17 protein-coding genes are annotated in these 18,414 nt (G+C 72.0%); 7 read left to right on the top strand and 10 right to left on the bottom strand.

Annotated features, from left to right (window positions below):
• The first annotated feature begins 14 nt into the window (after nucleotides 1-14).
• On the top strand, nucleotides 15-710 hold the full coding sequence (locus DI272_RS21115) for a pentapeptide repeat-containing protein (protein ID WP_181387263.1): 696 nt from the start codon (nucleotides 15-17) through the stop codon (nucleotides 708-710).
• 54 nt (nucleotides 711-764) lie between these two features.
• On the opposite strand, the gene DI272_RS21110 is transcribed toward DI272_RS21115, so the two are convergent.
• Nucleotides 765-1,226: a hypothetical protein gene (locus tag DI272_RS21110; RefSeq protein WP_109496874.1), complete on the bottom strand. Its 462-nt coding sequence runs from the start codon at nucleotides 1,224-1,226 to the stop codon at nucleotides 765-767.
• A 65-nt stretch (nucleotides 1,227-1,291) separates the two neighbouring features.
• On the bottom strand, nucleotides 1,292-1,792 hold the full coding sequence (locus tag DI272_RS21105) for a hypothetical protein (protein WP_109496873.1): 501 nt from the start codon (nucleotides 1,790-1,792) through the stop codon (nucleotides 1,292-1,294).
• 59 nt (nucleotides 1,793-1,851) lie between these two features.
• Here DI272_RS21105 and DI272_RS21100 point away from each other — a divergent pair, with 59 nt between their 5' ends.
• On the top strand, nucleotides 1,852-3,249 hold the full coding sequence (locus DI272_RS21100; RefSeq protein ID WP_109496872.1) for a M1 family metallopeptidase: 1,398 nt from the start codon (nucleotides 1,852-1,854) through the stop codon (nucleotides 3,247-3,249).
• Between the two features lie 143 nt (nucleotides 3,250-3,392).
• The gene (locus tag DI272_RS21095) at nucleotides 3,393-5,780 is read left to right on the top strand and encodes a LuxR C-terminal-related transcriptional regulator (protein ID WP_109496871.1); all 2,388 of its coding nucleotides are present in this window, start codon (nucleotides 3,393-3,395) and stop codon (nucleotides 5,778-5,780) included.
• 275 nt (nucleotides 5,781-6,055) lie between these two features.
• On the opposite strand, the gene DI272_RS21090 is transcribed toward DI272_RS21095, so the two are convergent.
• From DI272_RS21090 to DI272_RS21080, 3 genes are all read right to left on the bottom strand, one after another.
• On the bottom strand, nucleotides 6,056-7,606 hold the full coding sequence (locus tag DI272_RS21090; protein WP_109500953.1) for a M4 family metallopeptidase: 1,551 nt from the start codon (nucleotides 7,604-7,606) through the stop codon (nucleotides 6,056-6,058).
• Nucleotides 7,607-7,933: 327 nt separating this feature from the next.
• Nucleotides 7,934-8,452 (bottom strand): GNAT family N-acetyltransferase, encoded by a 519-nt coding sequence (locus tag DI272_RS21085; RefSeq protein WP_109496870.1) that lies wholly within the window; start codon nucleotides 8,450-8,452, stop codon nucleotides 7,934-7,936.
• A 75-nt stretch (nucleotides 8,453-8,527) separates the two neighbouring features.
• Nucleotides 8,528-9,103: a TerD family protein gene (locus DI272_RS21080; RefSeq protein WP_030829245.1), complete on the bottom strand. Its 576-nt coding sequence runs from the start codon at nucleotides 9,101-9,103 to the stop codon at nucleotides 8,528-8,530.
• 157 nt (nucleotides 9,104-9,260) lie between these two features.
• Between DI272_RS21080 and arfB the strand changes: the two genes are divergently transcribed.
• The gene (arfB, locus tag DI272_RS21075) at nucleotides 9,261-9,698 is read left to right on the top strand and encodes an alternative ribosome rescue aminoacyl-tRNA hydrolase ArfB (RefSeq protein ID WP_109496869.1); all 438 of its coding nucleotides are present in this window, start codon (nucleotides 9,261-9,263) and stop codon (nucleotides 9,696-9,698) included.
• A 311-nt stretch (nucleotides 9,699-10,009) separates the two neighbouring features.
• A complete protein-coding gene (locus DI272_RS21070) occupies nucleotides 10,010-10,858 on the top strand; it encodes a sigma-70 family RNA polymerase sigma factor (protein ID WP_109496868.1) in 849 nt (282 codons plus the stop codon).
• A 6-nt stretch (nucleotides 10,859-10,864) separates the two neighbouring features.
• On the opposite strand, the gene DI272_RS21065 is transcribed toward DI272_RS21070, so the two are convergent.
• Both DI272_RS21065 and DI272_RS21060 read right to left on the bottom strand, forming a co-directional pair.
• Nucleotides 10,865-11,338 carry a GNAT family N-acetyltransferase gene (locus DI272_RS21065; RefSeq protein ID WP_109496867.1) on the bottom strand — a complete coding sequence of 158 codons (474 nt, stop codon included), beginning with the start codon at nucleotides 11,336-11,338 and terminating at the stop codon, nucleotides 10,865-10,867.
• A 78-nt stretch (nucleotides 11,339-11,416) separates the two neighbouring features.
• Nucleotides 11,417-11,899 carry a flavin reductase family protein gene (locus DI272_RS21060; RefSeq protein WP_309221696.1) on the bottom strand — a complete coding sequence of 161 codons (483 nt, stop codon included), beginning with the start codon at nucleotides 11,897-11,899 and terminating at the stop codon, nucleotides 11,417-11,419.
• Between the two features lie 431 nt (nucleotides 11,900-12,330).
• Here DI272_RS21060 and cdgB point away from each other — a divergent pair, with 431 nt between their 5' ends.
• Nucleotides 12,331-13,983 (top strand): diguanylate cyclase CdgB, encoded by a 1,653-nt coding sequence (cdgB, locus tag DI272_RS21055; protein ID WP_109496865.1) that lies wholly within the window; start codon nucleotides 12,331-12,333, stop codon nucleotides 13,981-13,983.
• A 118-nt stretch (nucleotides 13,984-14,101) separates the two neighbouring features.
• Nucleotides 14,102-15,052 carry a CBM35 domain-containing protein gene (locus tag DI272_RS21050; RefSeq protein WP_109496864.1) on the top strand — a complete coding sequence of 317 codons (951 nt, stop codon included), beginning with the start codon at nucleotides 14,102-14,104 and terminating at the stop codon, nucleotides 15,050-15,052.
• 7 nt (nucleotides 15,053-15,059) lie between these two features.
• On the opposite strand, the gene DI272_RS21045 is transcribed toward DI272_RS21050, so the two are convergent.
• The 3 genes from DI272_RS21045 to DI272_RS21035 all read right to left on the bottom strand — a co-directional run bounded on the left by DI272_RS21045 (nucleotide 15,060) and on the right by DI272_RS21035 (nucleotide 18,261).
• A complete protein-coding gene (locus tag DI272_RS21045; protein WP_109496863.1) occupies nucleotides 15,060-15,989 on the bottom strand; it encodes a 1-phosphofructokinase family hexose kinase in 930 nt (309 codons plus the stop codon).
• Between the two features lie 116 nt (nucleotides 15,990-16,105).
• Nucleotides 16,106-17,317: an N-acetylglucosamine-6-phosphate deacetylase gene (nagA, locus tag DI272_RS21040; RefSeq protein ID WP_109496862.1), complete on the bottom strand. Its 1,212-nt coding sequence runs from the start codon at nucleotides 17,315-17,317 to the stop codon at nucleotides 16,106-16,108.
• Nucleotides 17,317-18,261, bottom strand: coding sequence for an ROK family protein (locus DI272_RS21035; RefSeq protein WP_109496861.1), 945 nt, complete (start codon nucleotides 18,259-18,261; stop codon nucleotides 17,317-17,319). Before DI272_RS21035 ends, nagA begins: the two co-directional genes overlap by 1 nt.
• Nucleotides 18,262-18,414 lie beyond the last annotated feature (153 nt).

Here is an 18,414-nt window from a genome sequence, read left to right as displayed (position 1 = left end):
TGCAGCATGGGGGCATGGCGAGGAGAGCGGCGGGCGGTACGGGTGCGGCGGGCGGGGCCGGGGTGAAGGGCGCGCGGCGGCCGGAGGTGCGGTTGCCGGAGCTGGAGCCGTTCGGCGGCGGGGAGCTGGAGCCGGACGGGGACTACGACGGGCTGGAGTTCCGGGAGCTGGACTTCGCGGGGCAGGACGGCGCGGGCGCCCGGTTCATGGACTGCGCGGTGACGGGGTGCGCGCTGGACGAGACGCGGTTGCGGCACGCCCGTCTCCTGGACGCGGTCCTGACGGCGCCGCGCGGGGTGGGCACCGATCTGGCCGAGGCGACCCTGTGTGACGTGGAGGTGGTCGACGCCCGGCTGGGCGGGACGCAGTTGCACGGGGCGGTGCTGGAGCGGGTGGTGATCCGCGGCGGCAAGATCGACTACCTGAACCTGCGGACGGCCCGCCTCAGAGACGTCGTCTTCGAGGGCTGCGTGCTGGTGGAGCCGGATTTCGGGGGTGCCCGTCTGGAGCGGGTGGAGTTCGTGGACTGCGCGCTGAAGGGGGCGGATCTGACGTCCGCGGTCCTGAAGGACGTGGACCTGAGGGCGGCGACCGAGATCGGGATCGCGCGGGGGGTGGAGCGACTGGCGGGCGCGGTGATCAGCACGGCGCAACTGATGGATCTGGCGCCGGTGCTGGCGGTGCAGATGGGGATTCGGGTGGAGGGGTGAGGGAGGACCCGCCGGCGGGACCGGACGGCGGCGGGGGCCGGGGGTCCGGAGCCGTCAGCCGATGAGGGCCTGGAAACCCTCGACGGTGCGGCGGCGCGCGGTCATGAAGGCGAGCCATGAGCCGTCGGCGTAGTGCAGCCGGAAGCGGGCCAGCAGCTGGAGGCGGGGACGCCGTTCGACCCGTACCACCCAGGCGCGCGGCACTTCCCACACGGGGACGCCGTCCCGCTGCCCGACCAGCCCGACGCGCTGGTCGGTGATCCGCAGGACGAGAGCGCCGCCGGAGGTCTGCGGCATGCCCGCGGCGATGCTGCCGGCCCCGCCGGAGGCGGCGCCGACGGTGTGCATCAGGTGGTCGCCGAGTTCACCTCCGAGCCGTCCGTGCCCGTGGATCTTCATCTTGACGCCCTTGGCGTCCTTGGCCGGGACGACGATGCCGTATGTCTGGAGCTGCTCGCCGGCGGCAAGTCCGCTGCGTGCGGAGCGCTCGTTGAGGGAGATGACAGGTTCGGACACGAGGCGCGATCGTACCGGGGGTGTACGCACCGGGCACCGGGGGCCCGCCCCCTACCGGGCCGGTCTCAGCTCACCCGGGGAAACTTGGCCTGCAGGCTCCAGATCGCCGGGTTGTCGGCCAGGTCCTCGTGGAGGTCGATCAGGTCGGCGAGCAGGTCGTGGAGGAAGTCGCGGGCCTCGCGGCGGAGTTCGGAGTGGGAGAAGGTCAGCGGGGGCTCCTCGGCCGGCATCCAGTCCGACTCGATGTCCACCCAGCCGAAGCGGCGCTCGAAGAGCATGCGGTCGGTCGACTCGGTGAAGTCGAGTTCGGCGTACTGGGGGCGCGAGGCGCGGGAGCCGGCCGGGTCCCGGTCGAGGTGCTCCACGATGTCGCACAGGGCCCACGCGAAGTCGAGCACCGGCACCCATCCCCAGGCTGTGGACAGCTCCCGGTCCGCCTTGGTGTCGGCGAGGTAGACGTCGCCGCAGAACAGGTCGTGCCGCAGCGCGTGGACGTCCACGCGGCGGTAGTCGGTCTGGGGCGGGTCGGGGAAGCGGTTGGAGAGGGCGTAGCCGATGTCGAGCACGTAGGTGATGGTGTCACGCCGCCGGGGACAGGGCCGCTGCGCGCCCTAGGATCTCTGACATGTCCAGATCCGCGCGGCTTGTCCCGGCCTGTGTCTCCGTCCTGAGCGCCCTCGCTCTCACCCTCACGGCGTGCGGCGGTGGCGGCGGGGTGCACGGGACCCCGGGCGGGGCGGGGGTGCGGGACCCGTACTTCCCCGAGGCGGGCAACGGCGGCTACGACGTCGGCCACTACGACCTGCGGCTGTCCTACGACCCCGGCCCGCACCGCCTGTCCGGCACCGCCCGCCTCACCGCCGAGGCCACCCAGGACCTCTCCGCCTTCGACCTGGACCTGAAGGGGCTGGACGTCGAGAAGGTCACCGTCGAGGGCCGGGCCGCCCGCTGGAACCGCACCGGGCAGGAACTGACCGTCCGCCCCCACGACGACCTCGACGACGGCGAGACCTTCGAGGTCGAGGTCCGCTACTCCGGCAGCCCCCTGACCCTCACCGACGCCGACGGCTCCGAGGAGGGCTGGCTGCGCACCGCCGGCGGAGCCGTGGCGCTGGGCGAGCCGATCGGGTCGATGACATGGTTCCCCGGCAACCACCACCCCTCGGACAAGGCGTCGTACGACATCACGGTCACCGTCCCGGAGGGCCTGGAGGCCGTCTCCAACGGGGAGTTGCGCGGCAAGGAGACCCGCGACGGACGTACCGCCTTCTCCTGGCACGCCGCCGAGCCGATGGCGGGCTACCTCGCCACCCTTGCCATCGGCGACTACGGCATCCGGCGGTCCGACGCCGCCGGCGTGCCCGCCTACAGCGCCGTCCAGGAGGGGGAGAGCGCGAAGGTCCTGGCCCGGCTGCCCGAGGTCATGGAGTGGGCGCAGACCAACTTCGGCCCGTATCCCTTCTCCTCCACCGGCGCGATCATCGGCGGCGAGGACGACGCCGAGTACGCGCTGGAGACGCAGAACCGGCCCTTCTTCCCGGGCGCCCCCGACACCGGGCTCCTCGTCCACGAGCTCGCCCACCAGTGGTTCGGCGACTCGGTCACGCCGGAGAGCTGGCGGGACATGTGGCTCAACGAGGGGTTCGCGACCTACGCGGAGTGGCTGTGGGAGGAGGACGAGGGCGGTGACAGCGCGCAGGACACCTTCGAGCGGCTGTACGAGGACGGCGAGGACGAGTATCCGGACCTGTGGGCCTTCCCGCCGGGCAGGCCCACGAGCGCCGCGCACATCTCCGACGATCCCGTCTACCAGCGGGGCGCGATGGTGATCCACAAGATCCGGCAGACCGTCGGGGACGACACCTTCTACGACATCGTCCAGGGGTGGACGGCCGCGCACCGGCACGGCAACGCCGGCACCGACGACTTCACGGCCTACGTCGAACGGCAGGCGCCCGATGAGGACTTCGGCGCGATCTGGGAGGAGTGGTTGTACGGAGAGGGCAAGCCTGCGCGGCCGTAACGGTCGGCAATGCACGTCAGGCGGTCGCAGGCGGCTCCGGGCGGTCGTAAACGGGCAGCTTGCGCAGGGAAGCCCTCGTGCACGCATCGGTATACCTAGGGTGAGCGCCCCTACGTATCCGGACCCGCTGCCGAGAGGGCGCCATGGACAGCTTCGTACAGCCCGCCCTGTCGGCCCACGACACCGACGACGTCGGACTGCCCGCCGAGCTCACCCGCTTCATCGGGCGCGAGGCCGAACTCGCGGAGATCCAGGAGGCCTTGCACCGGGAGCGGCTGGTGACGCTGATGGGTGCGGGCGGCGTCGGCAAGACCCGGCTGGCCCTGCGCACCGCCCGGCGGATGCGGGAACGCTGCCCGGACGGCGTGTACTTCGTGGAGCTCTCCGAGCTGCGCGACCCGGAGCTGCTGGCCAACGCCGTGGCGGCGGTCGTGGAACTGCCCGAGCAGTCCGAGCGGGCGGCCCGCACCCCGCTGGAGGCGCTCATCGCCTACTTCGGGGGCCGCAGGCTGCTGCTCGTCCTGGACACCTGCGAGCATCTCGTCGACGCCTGCGCGGTGTTCGCCCAGTCGGTGCTGCGCTACTGCCCCCAGGTACGGGTCCTCGCGACCAGCCGGCAGCCGCTGGACGCGCCCGGTGAGCGGGTGCTGCAGGTGATGCCACTGCCCGTGATCGACCCGGACGACGACGCCCGGCCCGGCGCCGAACCCAGCGACGCGATGCTGCTGTTCGCCGAACGCGCGGCGGCCGTGGTGCGCGGCTTCGGGCTCACCGACGCCAACCGCGGCCTGGTCGCCCGGCTCTGCCACCGCCTCGACGGCATCCCGCTGGCCATCGAACTGGCCGCCGTACGGCTGCGGGCGCTCTCCCTGGAGCAGCTGCTCTCCCGGCTCGACCACCGCTTCCGGCTGCTGTCCGGCGGCAGCCGCGGGGTGCTGCCCCGGCACCAGACGCTGCGTACCGCCATCGACTGGAGCCATGGCCTGTGCACCGAGCAGGAGCAGTTGCTGTGGGTGCGGCTGTCGGTGTTCGCCGGGGAGTTCGAGCTGACCGCCGCCGAGGAGGTGTGCTCGGGGCCGAGGCTGCCCCCGGAGGAGATCCTGGAGTGCCTGATCGGCCTGGTCGACAAGGCGATCGTGCTCCGCCTCGACGACGAGGGCGACGGCAGCGACGCCCGCTACCGCATGCTCGACACCATCCGCGAGTACGGCCGCGAGCGTCTCGCCGAGAGCGGCGCCGAGCTGGAGTACCGCACCCGGCACCGCGACCACTGCCTGGCGCTCGCCGAGGACTTCGACGCCCGCTGGCTCACCCGCGACCAGGTGCTGCTGATGCGCAGGGCCTGGCGGGAACGGGCCAGTCTGCGCTCGGCGCTGGAGTTCTGCTGCACCGAGCCCCGCGAGGCCACCACGGGTCTCCGCCTCGCCGCGGCGCTGTGGGGACTGTGGCTCTGCACCGGACGCACCGTCGAGGGCCTGTACTGGCTGGAGCGGCTGCTGCCGCTGTGCCCCGAACCGCACCCCGCCCGGGTGACCGCCCTGCGGGTCGCCGGTCACCTCAGCCTGATGTCCGGCGCCCACGGCCGCGGCCTGGAGCTGACCGAACGCGCCGAGGACGCCGCGCACGAGGGCGGCGGACGCGTCGACGCGGCCTACGTCGTCTTCAACCGCGGTCTCGCGCACACCCTGGTCGGCGAGGTCGACTGGGCGCTGGAGCGGCTCAAGGACGCCCGCGAGCGGTTCGCCGGACTCGGCGAGCAGGGCGGCGAGGCGTGGATGCTGGGCACGATGTGCGGGGCGCACGTGTGCGCGGGCGAGTACGACAAGGCGCTCGCCGTCTGCGAGGAGACCCGCCCGGTCCTGGAACCGCTGGGGGAGCGGTGGGTGCAGGGCTGGGTCGGCTGGATCCAGGGCTGCGCGCTGTGGGGGCTCGGCCGGCACGAGGAGTCGGCGACCGTGCTGCGCTCCGCGCTCGCGATGTGCCTGGAGATCAACCACGCCCAGGGCCTCGCCTTCTCCCTCGACACCCTCGGCTGGATCGCCGCCGCCGAGGGCCGCCCCGAGCGGGCGGCGGCGCTGCTGGGCGCGGCGGACCGGTTGTGGGAGAGGTTCCACGACCCGCGGCTCGGCATCCCCGCCATGCACCGGGCCCACGCCGAGGCGATCGCCGTCACGCGCAGCGCCCTGGGCGAGCGCCGCCATGAGGAGCTGTACGCCGCCGGGGCCGCGCTGTCGCTCCAGGAGGCCGTCGACCGGGCCGTCGGTGACAACCACAGCCAGGCGGCCGGCGCGAAGGCGGGCGCCAAACGGGCGGCAGGGCATGGGGGTTGGGGGGCGCTGACGGTACGGGAGCGGGAGATCGCAGCGCTGGTCGCCGAGGGGCTGTCGAACCGTCGTATCGCCGAACAGCTCACCATCTCCAAGCGGACCGTGGACTCGCACGTGGAGCACATCATGGGCAAGCTCGGCTATGCGTCCCGCACCCAGATCGCCACTCTCGCGGCCTCCCAGCCGCCCGTCACGGAAGGCTGAGGCGGCGCCGCCCGGAGGGCCGTCCGGCGTGTGGTGATGATCCGCCGACAGACCACCGTGCGCACCGGACGGCCCCGGGACCCTCCGGCGGCACCGCCGGACAGGGCGATGCCGTCGTCGCCGATCACCATGACGAGCGGGCTGTGTGGTCGCACCTCGCACATTCTGCGCAGTGCGCCGGCCGCCCGCATCGGCAACATCACCCAGTCAAGTCCCGGTAGGGATACGGAGGGTGCCGGCACGGACGGCATCGGTACGTGCGGAGGCGGGCCGGGTTACCGGACGTTGACCGCGTTCCAGGCCGCCGCCACGGCGTTGTACTCGGCGCTGCCCGCGCCGTACAGGTCGCTCGCCGCCTGGAGGGTGCCGGTGCGGGCGCCCGCGTAGTCGGTCGAGGAGGTGAAGTACGTCGTCAGGGCCTTGTACCAGATCTGGTCGGCCTTGGCGCGGCCGATGCCGGTGACCGTGGAGCCGTCGTACGTCGGGGAGTTGTAGCTCACCCCGTTGATGGTCTTCGCGCCGCTGCCCTCGCTGAGCAGGTAGAAGAAGTGGTTGGCGACGCCGGACGAGTAGTGCACGTCGAGGCGGCCGACGTTGCGGGACCAGTAGTCGGCCGAGCCGCCGTCCTTGCTGGGCTGGTCCATGTAGCGCAGCGGGGTGCCGTCGCCATTGATGTCGATCTTCTCGCCGATGAGGTAGTCGCCGGCGTCGGCCGAGTTGTTGGCGAAGAACTCCACCGAGGTGCCGAAGATGTCGGAGGTCGCCTCGTTCAGGCCGCCCGACTCACGGCTGTACTTCAGCCCGGCCGTGGCCGCCGTCAGACCGTGGCTCATCTCGTGGCCGGCCACGTCGAGCGAGGTCAGCGGGTGGGAGTTGCCCGAGCCGTCGCCGTACGTCATGCAGAAGCAGCTGTCGTTCCAGAAGGCGTTGACGTACGCGTTGCCGTAGTGGACGCGGGAGTAGGCGGCCTTGCCGTCACCGGCGATGCCGTTGCGGTTGAAGGCGGACTTGTAGAAGTCCCAGGTGACGGCGGCACCGTAGGCCGCGTCGACGGCGGCGGTCTGGCGGTTGGCCGGGGTGCCGTCGCCCCAGGCGTCGTCGGCGTCGTGGAAGAGGGTGCCGGTGCCGGTCGTACCGCCGTTGAGGTCGTACGTCTTGTGGCCGCCGCGACCGCCGTCGATCAGGTCGAAGCCGCCGGAGGAGGCGGCGGCGGTGGTGCCCAGGGCGACCGTGCCGCTGTACTCGCTGGTGCCCGTACCGGTGTCGATGGCCTGGTACTCGTAGATCTTCTTGCCGGTGGTGGCGTCGGTGATGACGTGCAGCTCGCTCGGGGTGCCGTCGTGCTGGAGGCCCTTGACGACGGACTCGTAGGCGAGGACCGGCTTGGTGCCGGCGGCCCAGATCACCTTGCGGGCGGAGGCGGTGGCGGAGTCGGTGCCCGCGAGGGCCGACTTCTTCGCGGTGGCGGCGGAGATCGTGGCGTCCGTCGACGCCACGGCTATCCGGGCACTGGTCGCCTTGCTGACGCCCTTGAGGGCCCCGCCCTTGGCCACGTGCGTGACCAGGTCGCCGCCCAGGACGGGCAGCCCGGCGTAGGTGCGCTCGTAGCGGGTGTGGACGGTGCCGTTCGCGTCCTTGATCACGTCCCGGACGACCAGCGCCTCACGGGTGCCGAGGCCGAGCTCACGGGCGGTCGAACCGGCCGCGTCCTGGGCCGACTTGAGGGCGTCGGCGCGGGCGGAGGCGCTCAGGGGGAGGGCGGTGGCGCCGCTGGTGTGCTCGGGGGCCGCGGTGGCGGCGCCGTTCTGCAGCGCGAGCACGACCATCGCCGCCGAGCCGATCAGGGCGGCGGCGCGCAGGCGGGTGGTGCGGGGAGTGCGGGAGGCGTTGGGGGTGCGGGACTGCAGTCTCACTCGGTCTCCTTCGGGCCGGCCTCGGGGTTGTCGAGGCGCAGGCGAGGCACATGGCTGGCACAGGTGGGGCACAGAGTTGCGGCGAGCGAGGAGAGGGTGACATCTGAAGCGGCTTGTTTGACAGTCCGCCGTCAAGACTTTACGTGTTCTTGTCCGAAAGTCAGTTTTCACAATCCGCTATGCGAACGTGTGATGCATGGTCAACTCTCCGCTTCTACAGCGGAGTTGCAGCCGAATCCGTCACTCCTGCAGGGACCTGCGCAGCACGGCGCAGGGGCGGGCGGCCTGGAGATCGGTGCGGTGGCCGATCACCTCGTACCCGAGGGCGGTCCAGAAGGCGAGGCCTGCGGGGTTGGCGTCGAGCACGGCCAGCCGCACGGCGGTGCGGCCGGCATCGCGGAACCGCTGCTCCACCAGGGCGGCGACCTGCTTGCCGTACCCCTTCCGGTGCGCGGTCGCGTCGACCATCAGCAGCCCGATCCACGGGTCGGGATCGGCCGGGTCGGGATGGTGCGCGAGGGTGATGACCAGTCCGACGAGCCGCCCCTCGCTGCGGGCCAGCAGCACCTCCACGTCCGGGTTCGCCAACTCGTCGGCCAGCGCGGCCGCCACCTGCTCGGGACGGATGCGGTCCGGGTCGGGGAAGTCGCCGCTGAGGGCGTGGAACTCACGGTTGGAGGCGTAGAGCGCGGTGAGTTCGGTGAGGACGGCGGCCGGGATGTCGTGGTCGGCCGTCAGGGGGAGGGATTCGAGGCGCACGCGGGGACGCTACCGCCTCCGTACGCCGGAAACCCCCGGCCGGGGCCGGGGGTTTCCGCAGTGATCCGGTGAACGTCAGACGTTGACGCCGAAGTCCTGCGCGATACCCACCAGGCCCGAGGCGTAGCCCTGGCCGACGGCGCGGAACTTCCACTCGGCGCCGTTGCGGTAGAGCTCGCCGAAGACCATGGCGGTCTCGGTGGCCGCGTCCTCGGACAGGTCGTAGCGGGCGATCTCGGCGCCGCCGGCCTGGTTGACGATGCGGATGTAGGCGTTGCGCACCTGGCCGAAGTTCTGCGAGCGGTTCTCGGCGTCGTAGATCGAGACCGGGAAGACGATCTTGTCGATGTCGGCCGGGAGGGCGGCGAGGTTGACGTTGATCGCCTCGTCGTCGCCCGCGCCCTCGCCGGTGCGGTTGTCACCGGTGTGGACGATGGTGTTGTCCGGGGTCTGCTTGTTGTTGAAGAACACGAAGTGGGCGTCGGAGTAGACCTTGCCCTGCGTGTTCACCGCGATCGCCGAGGCGTCGAGGTCGAAGTCCGTGCCGGTGGTGGTGCGGACGTCCCAGCCGAGGCCCACGGTGACGGCGGTCAGGCCCGGAGCCTCCTTGGTGAGCGAGACGTTGCCACCCTTGGACAGGCTTACAGCCATGGTTGGGAGTCCTTTCCCTCGTTTATGTACTGCCTGAAGCTACATCTACCCGTATGAACGCCGAGAGGGGTAGCGAAGGTTCCAGGTGTCTTTACTTTCTTTACCGAACCGGCGAAGGACGATATTCGCGTGACGTGCGCCGGTCAGCCGGGGGACTATGGACGACATGTCCGGTCCCTACGTCATCCGCGGCTCCGTCTCCCTGCCCGAGGCCGAGCTCCAGTGGCGTTTCTCGCGCTCCTCCGGACCCGGCGGCCAGCACGTCAACACCAGCGACTCCCAGGTGGAGCTCCGCTTCGACCTGGCGAGCACCGAGGCACTGCCCGAGGTCTGGAAGGCCCGCGCGCTGGAACGGCTGGCGTCCCGCCTGGTCGACGGCGTGGTGACGGTACGGTCCTCCGAGCACCGTTCCCAGTGGCGCAACCGCGAGACGGCGGCGGTACGCCTGGCGGCCCTCCTGGCCGAGGCGACGGCCCCGCCGCCCAAGCCCCGCAAGCCGACCCGCATCCCGCGCGGCATCAACGAACGCCGGCTGCGCGAGAAGAAGCAGCGGGCGGAGACGAAGCGGGGCAGAACGGGCCGGGACTGGGGGTGACGGCAGCCGGCCGGCTGCGGGCGCGCCGTGGCTGGTCGCGCAGTTCCCCGCGCCCTTGGGGACGCTGACCCCCACGGACCCGCGGTGCGCAACGGCGGGAAGGGGACGTGTCGGGGATGTCTGCCCGCAGCGGTCGGCGCGTCGACACGGGCGCCCTTTGCGGGTGACCGATTCCGCGCCGCTCCGAGGGCGGACACGCCCCGGCGCGGCCCCGCCCCCGCCCAAGCGTCAGGGCCTCTGTCACAACCCGCGCCCGCCATCCGTCAACTACTCGACGGCACGGCCCCGGCGACCAGAAGGTGTGACAGCAGATGACCGACGACGACTTCCTCGCCCACCGCTTCGAGACCCACCGGCCCCACCTCAGGGCCGTGGCGCACCGGATGCTCGGGTCGGCCGCGGAGGCGGAGGACGCGGTGCAGGAGGCGTGGTTCCGGCTGAACCGGACCGGCGCCGAGGACATCGGCAACCTCGGCGGCTGGCTGACCACCGTGGTGGGCCGGGTCTGCCTCGACATGCTGCGCACCCGCACCTCCCGCGCCGAACAGCCCCTGGAACCCGACGCCCCCGTCCCGGCCGCCGACACCCCCGACCCCGAGCAGGACGCCCTGCTCGCCGACTCGGTCGGGGTCGCGCTGCTCGTCGTGCTCGACACCCTGACGCCCGCCGAGCGGCTGGCGTTCGTGCTGCACGACCTGTTCGCCGTGCCCTTCGAGGAGGTCGGCGAGATCGTAGGACGTTCTCCGGCCGCCGCGAGGCAGCTCGCCAGCCGGGCCCGGCGCCGGGTGCAGGGCGCTCCGGCGCCCGACGCCGACGAGGTGCGGCGGCGCCGGAGGGAGGTCGCCGACGCCTTCCTGGCCGCCACGCGCGAGGGTGATTTCGAGGCCCTCGTCGGCGTCCTCGACCCGGATGTCGTGGCCCGCAGCGAGGCCGGCGTGACGACCGGCGCGCTCGCGGTGGCGAAGGGCGCGACGAGCTTCGCCTCCGTGGCCCGGATCGCGCGGCCCGCCCTGGTCGACGGCCGGATCGGCATCGCGGTGGTGGTCGACGGACGCGTGGAGCGGACCCTGGCGTTCACGTTCGTACGGGAGCGCATCGCGGTGATCGACATCGTGACGGAGCCCGCGAGGGTGGCGGAGAGCGACGTGAGGCTCCTCTGACCCGCCTCACCCCAGTCCGAGCACTCCCACCGTCTCCCCCTCCACCAGCTCCCCGTTGGGACGGAAACCGAGGCCGAGGTAGAAGTTCTCGGGCCCGTGCTCGCCCTGGTGCCAGCTGACGTACAGCTCCGTGCCGCCCCGGCGGCGGATCTCCGCCGCCACCGACTCCACCGCGAACCGCCCGTAGCCGCGCCCCTGCGCGTCCGCGGCGATGTTCAGCCGCCACAGGCCGGAGCGGAACACGGTGCCGTCCTCGTGCCAGTCGATGTCGAAGAAGGCCATCAGGAAGCCGACCGGGCGGTCGCCGTCGACGATGAGGCGGGGCCAGGCGGCGGTGGGATGGACGTAGGCCTCGGCGAGGGACTTCACCACCGGGGAGACCGCGAATTCCTGCTCCGGCCGGACGCGAATGCCGAGCGCGGCGTCGATATTGCGGGGGGTTATTTCCTCAAGACGTGGGCCGGGGCCGGGGGTGGTCATGGGCGGCACTTTAGGCGGGCCCGCCGGCCGGCCACACGCGGATTACGTGCCCCGGCTGACCTGCCCCGGCGGGAGGCGTCACCCCAACTGCCGGTAGCGCCCCCGGAAGTACGCCAGCGGCCCCCCGTCCGCGCTCGGCACGTGCGCCGTCAGGACGCGGCCGATCACCAGCGTGTGGTCGCCGGCCTGCACGCGCTGTTCCGTGCGGCACTCCAGGGTGGCGAGGGCGCCGCCCACGAGTGCCGCGCCGGTCGCCTCGCCGCGGACGTAGGGGATGTCCTCGAAGAGCAGACGGTCGCTGAGGCGGCCCTTCATGGCGAAGCGGCCCGCGATGTGCCGCTGGCTCTCGGCCAGCACGGAGACCGCCCAGTGGGGCTGTTCGTCGAGGAGGTCGTCCATGCGGGAGCCCTCGCGCAGGCTGACCAGCACCAGCGGCGGGTCCAGGGAGACCGACATGAACGAGGTCGCCGTCATGCCGACGTCCTCGCCCTTGGGTCCCTCCGGGGCCAGCGGCGGCTCGAAGGCGGTCACCAGGACCACACCCGCGGCCAGCCGGGACATGGCGGCGCGGAACTCGTCGTTGCTCACCCCCTCAGGATGCCCGGAGGGGAGGACGGTGGCGGTGGGGGCTGTGTTCGGCACGTCCGGAACGCTAGTGTCCGCCCGGTGCGCCCCGCATCGGTCCTCCGCCCGAACCCGGACCTAGGACCCCCGACCGATCGCGGACCGATCGCGCCGGGTACCCGCGCGAACCCCCGCATAGCAACCCCGCACATGCCGACAAAGTTTGCGTTCAGTAAACGCACAGCGAAAACGCAGAAACACCACTCAATTGTTCATCTTTAGCTGTGACTTGAGTCACAAGGGGCATTAATTGTTGACCCTGTGTACCGAGTGGGCAGCGCGCTGTGATTCAGTGGCGGGGAAGCTGCCAGAACGATACGCCGATGAGAACCCTTGATTCGCTGCGAGGTCTCGGGGGGAGGGCGAGCATGGAGACCGAGTCGGAGCCCTACGTCCGTCTTGCGACCCTGCGGCAACTGCATCAGGTCATGGCGGACATGAACACCGCCCGGTCACTTGCGGACACCCTGCAGACGGTCGCCGACGGCGTCGTCAACGGCCTCGGCTACGAGCTGGCGTGCGTCAACCTCGTCCGCCCCGACGGCGACCTGGTCGTCGCGGCCTTCGCGGGCAATCCCGCCGCCGAGGCGCTGATCACCGGCCGGGTCGGCTCCCGCGAGTCCTGGGAACGCCGGCTGAGCATGGGCGAGAACTGGGGCGACCTGGTCTTCATACCCCACACCGAGGGCTGGGTCCTCGACGACGACGACGTGCCGCAGTGGTACACCGACGGCCCCGCCCCCCGCTTCGAGGACGAGTGGCACCCCTCCGACCGGCTCTTCGCGCCGATGTTCACGCCGGGCGTGCAGGGCGGTTCGAGCGGCGAGCTGATCGGCGTGCTGTCGGTGGACCGGCCGCGCAACGGCCGCAGGCCCGGCGCGTGGGGCCGCGAAGCGCTCCAGATGTACGCGTTCCAGGCCGCCATCGCGATCAGCAACGCGCGCCTGCGGGCCAACATGCAGCGCGCACTGGTCAGGCTCGAAAGGGAGCAGCAGGCCCTGCGCGCCAGCGAGGAGAGCTTCCGGCAGGCCTTCGAGTACGCCCCCTCCGGCATGGCCATCGCCGAAATGGGCGGCGACCAGCACGGCCGCATCCTGCGCACCAACGACGCGCTGTGCCGTCTGCTGGGCCGCCCCGCGTCCGCGATGCGCCGCTACTCCTTCTCCGACCTCGTCCACCCCGAGGACATAGGCACCCTGCTGCGGACCTCCGCGGAGGGCGGACGCGCGGAGCTCAGGCTCGGGCGCCGCGACGGCACGTACGTATGGGTCAGCCTCCGCAACTCCGTCGTCGCCGACGCCGCCGACGGCCCCCGCTTCCTCCTCACCCATGTCGAGGACATAGAGGACCGCAAGCGCCGCGAGCTCCAGCTCGCCCACCGCGCCTCCCACGACTCCCTCACCGGCCTGCCGAACTCCGCCGAGCTGCGCGCCCGCCTCTCCTCCCGCCTGTGCCGGCGCCCCGCGCACCCCGGCGCCCTGGAGTCCCTGGACGCGGCCTACGGCCACCCCGCCTTCGACGCCCACGGCCACGGCTTCGACTTCCGGCCCGGCGCCGAGTCCCTCGACGCCTACGACCACCATGTGCACACCGTCGCCCCCGAGAGCGACCACGACGACGGCACCAAGGGGCTCGCGGTCCTCTTCTGCGACCTCGACGGCTTCAAGTCGATCAACGACCGGTTCGGGCACAACGCCGGTGACGCGGTTCTCATCGAGGTCGCCCGGCGGCTGACCCGCCAGGTCCGCGACGGCGACACCGTCGCCCGGCTCGGTGGCGACGAGTTCGTCATCCTCGCCGACGGCCTCGGCCGCGCCGACGCCGCCGACCTCGCCGTACGCCTGCGCAACGAGATCATCCAGCCCATCCGCGCCGAGGGCCGGGCCGTCCGGGTGGGCGCCAGCTTCGGCATCGGGTGGGCGCACTGCGGGATGACGGCGGACGAAGTGTTGAAGTCCGCCGACGAGCGGATGTACGTAGAGAAACGATCTCGTCCCAAACAGCACAGACGTGCGGGATGATCCCCAGGTCAGTGGGCTGATGCGGTCTGAGTCACCCGTTTGGGGCAGCAGGAGCGGGTAGGCTCGCAGTCTTACCCCTCGTACCGCATTCACCCCGCACCTGCTGAGGAGTACCTGGATGACGTCCGGCACCAACGGCGCGAACACGCCGCCCGAGGACGACGACCCGTTCGGCTACCTCTATGCCGACGGGCAGGCCAACGGAGCCCAGCCGCCCTCCGGCGGTTACGGCTACCCGAACACCGTCAACCGGGTGCGCCCCGTCGGACAGCGCCAGTACAACCAGCAGCAGACCACGCCGTACGGCCAGGTGCCGCAGCAGCAGGCGCCGCAGCAGGGCGCCTACGGCCAGCCGAGCGCGCACTACGCCGCGCCCGAGACGTTCCCGGGCGGCGCCCCCACCACACAGCAGCAGCCGTACGGCGGCAACGGCGGCGGCCGGGGCCGCGGCCCCAACACCAAGGGGCTGCTGATCGGCGCCATCGCGGTGGTCGCCGCGGTCGTCATCGGCATCGGCGTGGCCATGCTCGGCGGCGACGACGACAAGGACGCCGGCGGCAGCGACGCGTCCAGCACGCCGTCCGCCCAGCAGAGCAGCGAGCCGAGCCCGTCGCAGAGCAGCGACCAGGTGACCGAGGAGGACCTGCCGAAGATCGACGCGAAGGCGCTGTCGCTGGGCCCCGGCATCACCACCGCGTCCGACGTCGAGGGCGCCAAGGCGGCCGGAGGCATCTACCTCAACGGCTTCAACCAGGTCGGCGCCTCGGTCACGTGGAACGTCAGCGGCATCCCGAAGAGCGGCAAGTACACGCTCTACACGGGCTACAGCGTGCCCGGCAAGGACGCCACCGCGACCCTCTCGATCAACGGCACCGCCTCCACCACGCCGGTCGGCATGAAGAACTACGCCAAGGCCGCCGAGGGCGACTACGCCAAGGGCTGGACGCAGACCTACAACTACGTGCAGCTCAACAAGGGCAGCAACACCATCAAGATCTCCTGCGAGCAGGGCAACCAGTGCGACGCCCTCCTCGACCAGCTGTGGCTGGTCAAGGGCTGGGTCGAGTAGGAGCCGGCTAGGCCGCGTGGGCGACGCCCGTCACCGCGACCCGCCCCAGCAGCTCCTCGTAGGCCCCCCGGTCGAACTCGCCCGCCACCGGCGCCGCGACCGTCGCCGCCGACAGGGCGACCGCGCGGGCCAGCCGGTCCGGCCACGGCAGGTGCTCGACGAGTCCCGACAGCAGGCCCGCGACCGCCGAGTCGCCGGCGCCCGTCGGGTTGCCGTGGACGCGGGTCGGCGGGACGGCCCGCCAGCGGCCCTCGGGGGCGGTGGCGAGCAGGCCGTCGGTGCCGAGGGAGGCGACGACCGCGCGGGCGCCGCGGCGCCGGGCATCCTGCGTGGCCCGCAGCGGCTCGTGGGAGCCGGTCAGCTCGGCCAGTTCCTCGGCGTTCGGCTTGATGATGTCGGGGCGGGCGGCGACCCCCCGGCGCAGCGGCTCCCCGCTGGTGTCGAGGAGGACCGGGACGCCGGCCGCGCGAGCCGTCCGTACCAACCCCGCGTACGCGCCCACCGGCACACCCGGCGGCAGGCTGCCGCACAGGGCCACCGCGTCCGCCGACGCGAGCAGATCCTCGTACGCCTCCTGGAAGGCCGACCACTCCGGCGGTGCGACCGCCGGGCCGGGCTCGTTGAGCTGGGTGGTGTCGCCGGTCTGTTCGTCGACGACGGCGATGGTGCGGCGGGTGGCGCCGGCGACCGGGAGCAGGGCGTCGACGATGCCGGGTGTCGCGGTGAGGTGGTCCTGGAGGACGCGGCCGGTGGCGCCGCCCGTGAAACCCGTGACCGTCACCTCGTGGCCGAGGGCTGCCAGCACCCGGGCCACGTTCAGGCCCTTGCCGCCGGGGCGTTCCGTGACCTCGGAGACCCGGTGGGAGGCGTGCGGCTTCAGGGCCCGTACGCGGTAGGTGATGTCGAGAGCGGTGTTCAGCGTGACCGTGAGGATCACCTGGGCCGACCTCCCCCGAAGACGTGTGCTGAGCCGTTTGGTGGGGTGATCATGCCAAACGGACGGCGGTCGGCCCAGTCTCCCAGGACAACCGCCGCCCTCAACAGATGGACAGATCACCCCAGTTGGGGATCGACCACCCATTCGCCCCGGCGCATGACGCCCTTGAGCTCGAAGTCGGCGTCGAGCAGGACCAGGTCGGCGTACCGGCCGGGTTCCAGGGAGCCGATGCTGTCGGACATGCCCAGCAGCCGGGCCGGGTTGGCGGACAGGGCCGCGACGGCGTCCTCCACCGGCAGCTTGTCGATGGTCACCGCCCGCTTGAAGGCACGGTCCAGGGTCAGCGTCGACCCCGCGATCGAACCGCCCTCCACCAGCCGGGCCACACCCTCGCTCACCTCGACCTCCAGCGGGCCGAGCATGTAGCGGCCGTCGCCGAAACCGGCCGCGTCCATCGCGTCGGTGATGAACGCGACCCGGTCCGGGCCCTTGTGATGGAACGCCAGCTGGAGGGCGGCCGGGTGCAGATGCGTGCCGTCGTTGATGAGCTCGACCGTGATCCGCTCGTCCTCCAGCAGGGCCGCGATGGGACCCGGGGTGCGGTGGCCGAGGGCGGGCATCGCGTTGAAGAGGTGGGTCGCGACGGTCGCGCCCGCGTCGATGGCCGCCACCGTCTGCTCGTACGTCGCGTCGGTGTGGCCGATCGCCGCGATGACGCCGTGCTCGGCGAGCAGCCGTACGGAGTCCACGCCGCCGGGGAGTTCGGTGGCGAGGGTGACCATCCTGGCCTTGCCCCTGGCCGCGTCGATGAGCTTGCGGACCTCGGCCGGGTCGGGGTCGCGCAGCAGCTCCTCCGAGTGCGCGCCCTTGCGGCACGGGGAGATGAACGGGCCCTCGAAGTGGATGCCGGCGATGTCGCCCTGCTCGGCGAGTTCGCTGAGCAGGCCGGCCCGTTGGGCGAGGAAGTCCATGTCGCCGGTGACGGTGGAGGCGACCAGGGTGGTGGTGCCGTGGAGGCGGTGGGTGTGGATGCCCTGGAGGACCTCGTCGACGGTGCCCGAGGTGAACGAGGCTCCGCCGCCGCCGTGGTTGTGGATGTCCACGAATCCTGGGACCAGGGTGTAGCCGGTGACGTCGGTGATCCGGGCGTTCTCCGGCGCGGCGCCGATGATCTTGTTGCCGTCGATGATCACTCGGCCGTTCTGGACGGTTCCTGTGGGGAGGACGACCGTTGCGCCGGAGAGGACCACAGGGGTGCCTGCCGTTGCGGGCTGCGGGTGCGTTGTGGCTGGTCGCGCAGTTCCCCGCGCCCCTTGGTCGGCTGCCATCAGGGGGTTACCTCCATACCGTTCGTCGTGTCGAGGAGATCCCAGGCCAGTAGCCCGGCACCCAGACAACCTGCCGTGTCGCCCAAGGCCGCCGGGACCACCGACGGCAGCTTCTGGAAGGTGATCCGCTGCCGGACCGCGTCCCGCAGTGGTGTGAACAAGGTTTCCCCCGCCTCCGCCAGGCCGCCACCGATGATCAGGGTGCTGGGGTCCAGGAGGGTGAGGGCGGTGACCAGGCCGTCGGCGAGGGCGTCGACGGCGTTCTGCCAGACGGCCTGGGCCTCGGGGTCTCCGGACTCGACGGCCTTGGCGCAGTCCGCCGCGTCCGCGTTCGGGTCCCCGCAGGCCGCCGCCCATGCCTCGCTGACCGCCGCCGCGGAGGCGTACCGCTCCAGGCAGCCGGCCTGGCCGCACGGACAGGGCACCCCTCCCGGACGTACGACGATGTGGCCGATCTCGCCCGCGAAGCCGTGGGCGCCCGCCTCCACCCGGCCGCCGATGCCGATGGCGCCCGCGATGCCGGTGCCGAGGGGGACGAAGAAGAAGCGGTCGGCTCCCTGCCCGGCGCCGATCCGGCCCTCGGCGAGGCCGCCGGTGCGGACGTCGTGGCCGAGGGCGACGGGGATGCCGCCGAGCCGCTCGGTGAGCAGGTCGCGCAGCGGGACGTCGCGCCAGCCGAGGTTGGCGGCGTAGACGGCGACACCCTGCTGCGCGTCGACGATGCCGGGGACGGCGACGCCGGCGGCGGACGCGGGCTCGCCGAGGTGCTCGGCGCCGTACGCATGCAGCTCGGCGGCGAAGTCGAGGATGCCCGCGACGACGGCGTCCGGGCCGCGTTCGCGGCCGGTCGCGCGGCGGGCCTGGTGCAGCAGCTCGCCGCCGGTGCCGACCAGAGCGGCCTTCATCCCGGTGCCGCCCACGTCGAGGGCGATGACATGTCTCACGGGGGTAGTGTGGCCCGCCGACCCGTGAGAGGTCTAGTCCACTCACGTGGTGTAGACCTTATGTCTGACCTTTCGAAAGTTTCGAAGACGATGACGACGATGACGACGATGTGGGGCAGAGCAGTGCAGCGGCGTAGGACAGGAACGATCGCG

This window comes from Streptomyces sp. Act143 (assembly GCF_003143935.1).
Lineage (GTDB): Bacteria > Actinomycetota > Actinomycetes > Streptomycetales > Streptomycetaceae > Streptomyces.
This window is presented reverse-complemented; position numbering and strand designations above follow the sequence as displayed.

Bases quoted from the DNA above. Each gene is read 5' to 3' on its own strand.
- DI272_RS21115 (WP_181387263.1), top strand. From the start codon at position 15: ATGGCGAGGAGAGCGGCGGGCGGTACGGGTGCGGCGGGCGGGGCCGGG.
- DI272_RS21100 (WP_109496872.1), top strand. From the start codon at position 1,852: ATGTCCAGATCCGCGCGGCTTGTCCCGGCCTGTGTCTCCGTCCTGAGC.
- DI272_RS21095 (WP_109496871.1), top strand. From the start codon at position 3,393: ATGGACAGCTTCGTACAGCCCGCCCTGTCGGCCCACGACACCGACGAC.
- DI272_RS21090 (WP_109500953.1), bottom strand. From the start codon at position 7,606: ATGGTCGTGCTCGCGCTGCAGAACGGCGCCGCCACCGCGGCCCCCGAG.
- DI272_RS21080 (WP_030829245.1), bottom strand. From the start codon at position 9,103: ATGGCTGTAAGCCTGTCCAAGGGTGGCAACGTCTCGCTCACCAAGGAG.
- arfB (WP_109496869.1), top strand. From the start codon at position 9,261: ATGGACGACATGTCCGGTCCCTACGTCATCCGCGGCTCCGTCTCCCTG.
- DI272_RS21070 (WP_109496868.1), top strand. From the start codon at position 10,010: ATGACCGACGACGACTTCCTCGCCCACCGCTTCGAGACCCACCGGCCC.
- DI272_RS21065 (WP_109496867.1), bottom strand. From the start codon at position 11,338: ATGACCACCCCCGGCCCCGGCCCACGTCTTGAGGAAATAACCCCCCGC.
- DI272_RS21060 (WP_309221696.1), bottom strand. From the start codon at position 11,899: ATGTCCCGGCTGGCCGCGGGTGTGGTCCTGGTGACCGCCTTCGAGCCG.
- cdgB (WP_109496865.1), top strand. From the start codon at position 12,331: ATGGAGACCGAGTCGGAGCCCTACGTCCGTCTTGCGACCCTGCGGCAA.
- DI272_RS21050 (WP_109496864.1), top strand. From the start codon at position 14,102: ATGACGTCCGGCACCAACGGCGCGAACACGCCGCCCGAGGACGACGAC.
- nagA (WP_109496862.1), bottom strand. From the start codon at position 17,317: ATGGCAGCCGACCAAGGGGCGCGGGGAACTGCGCGACCAGCCACAACG.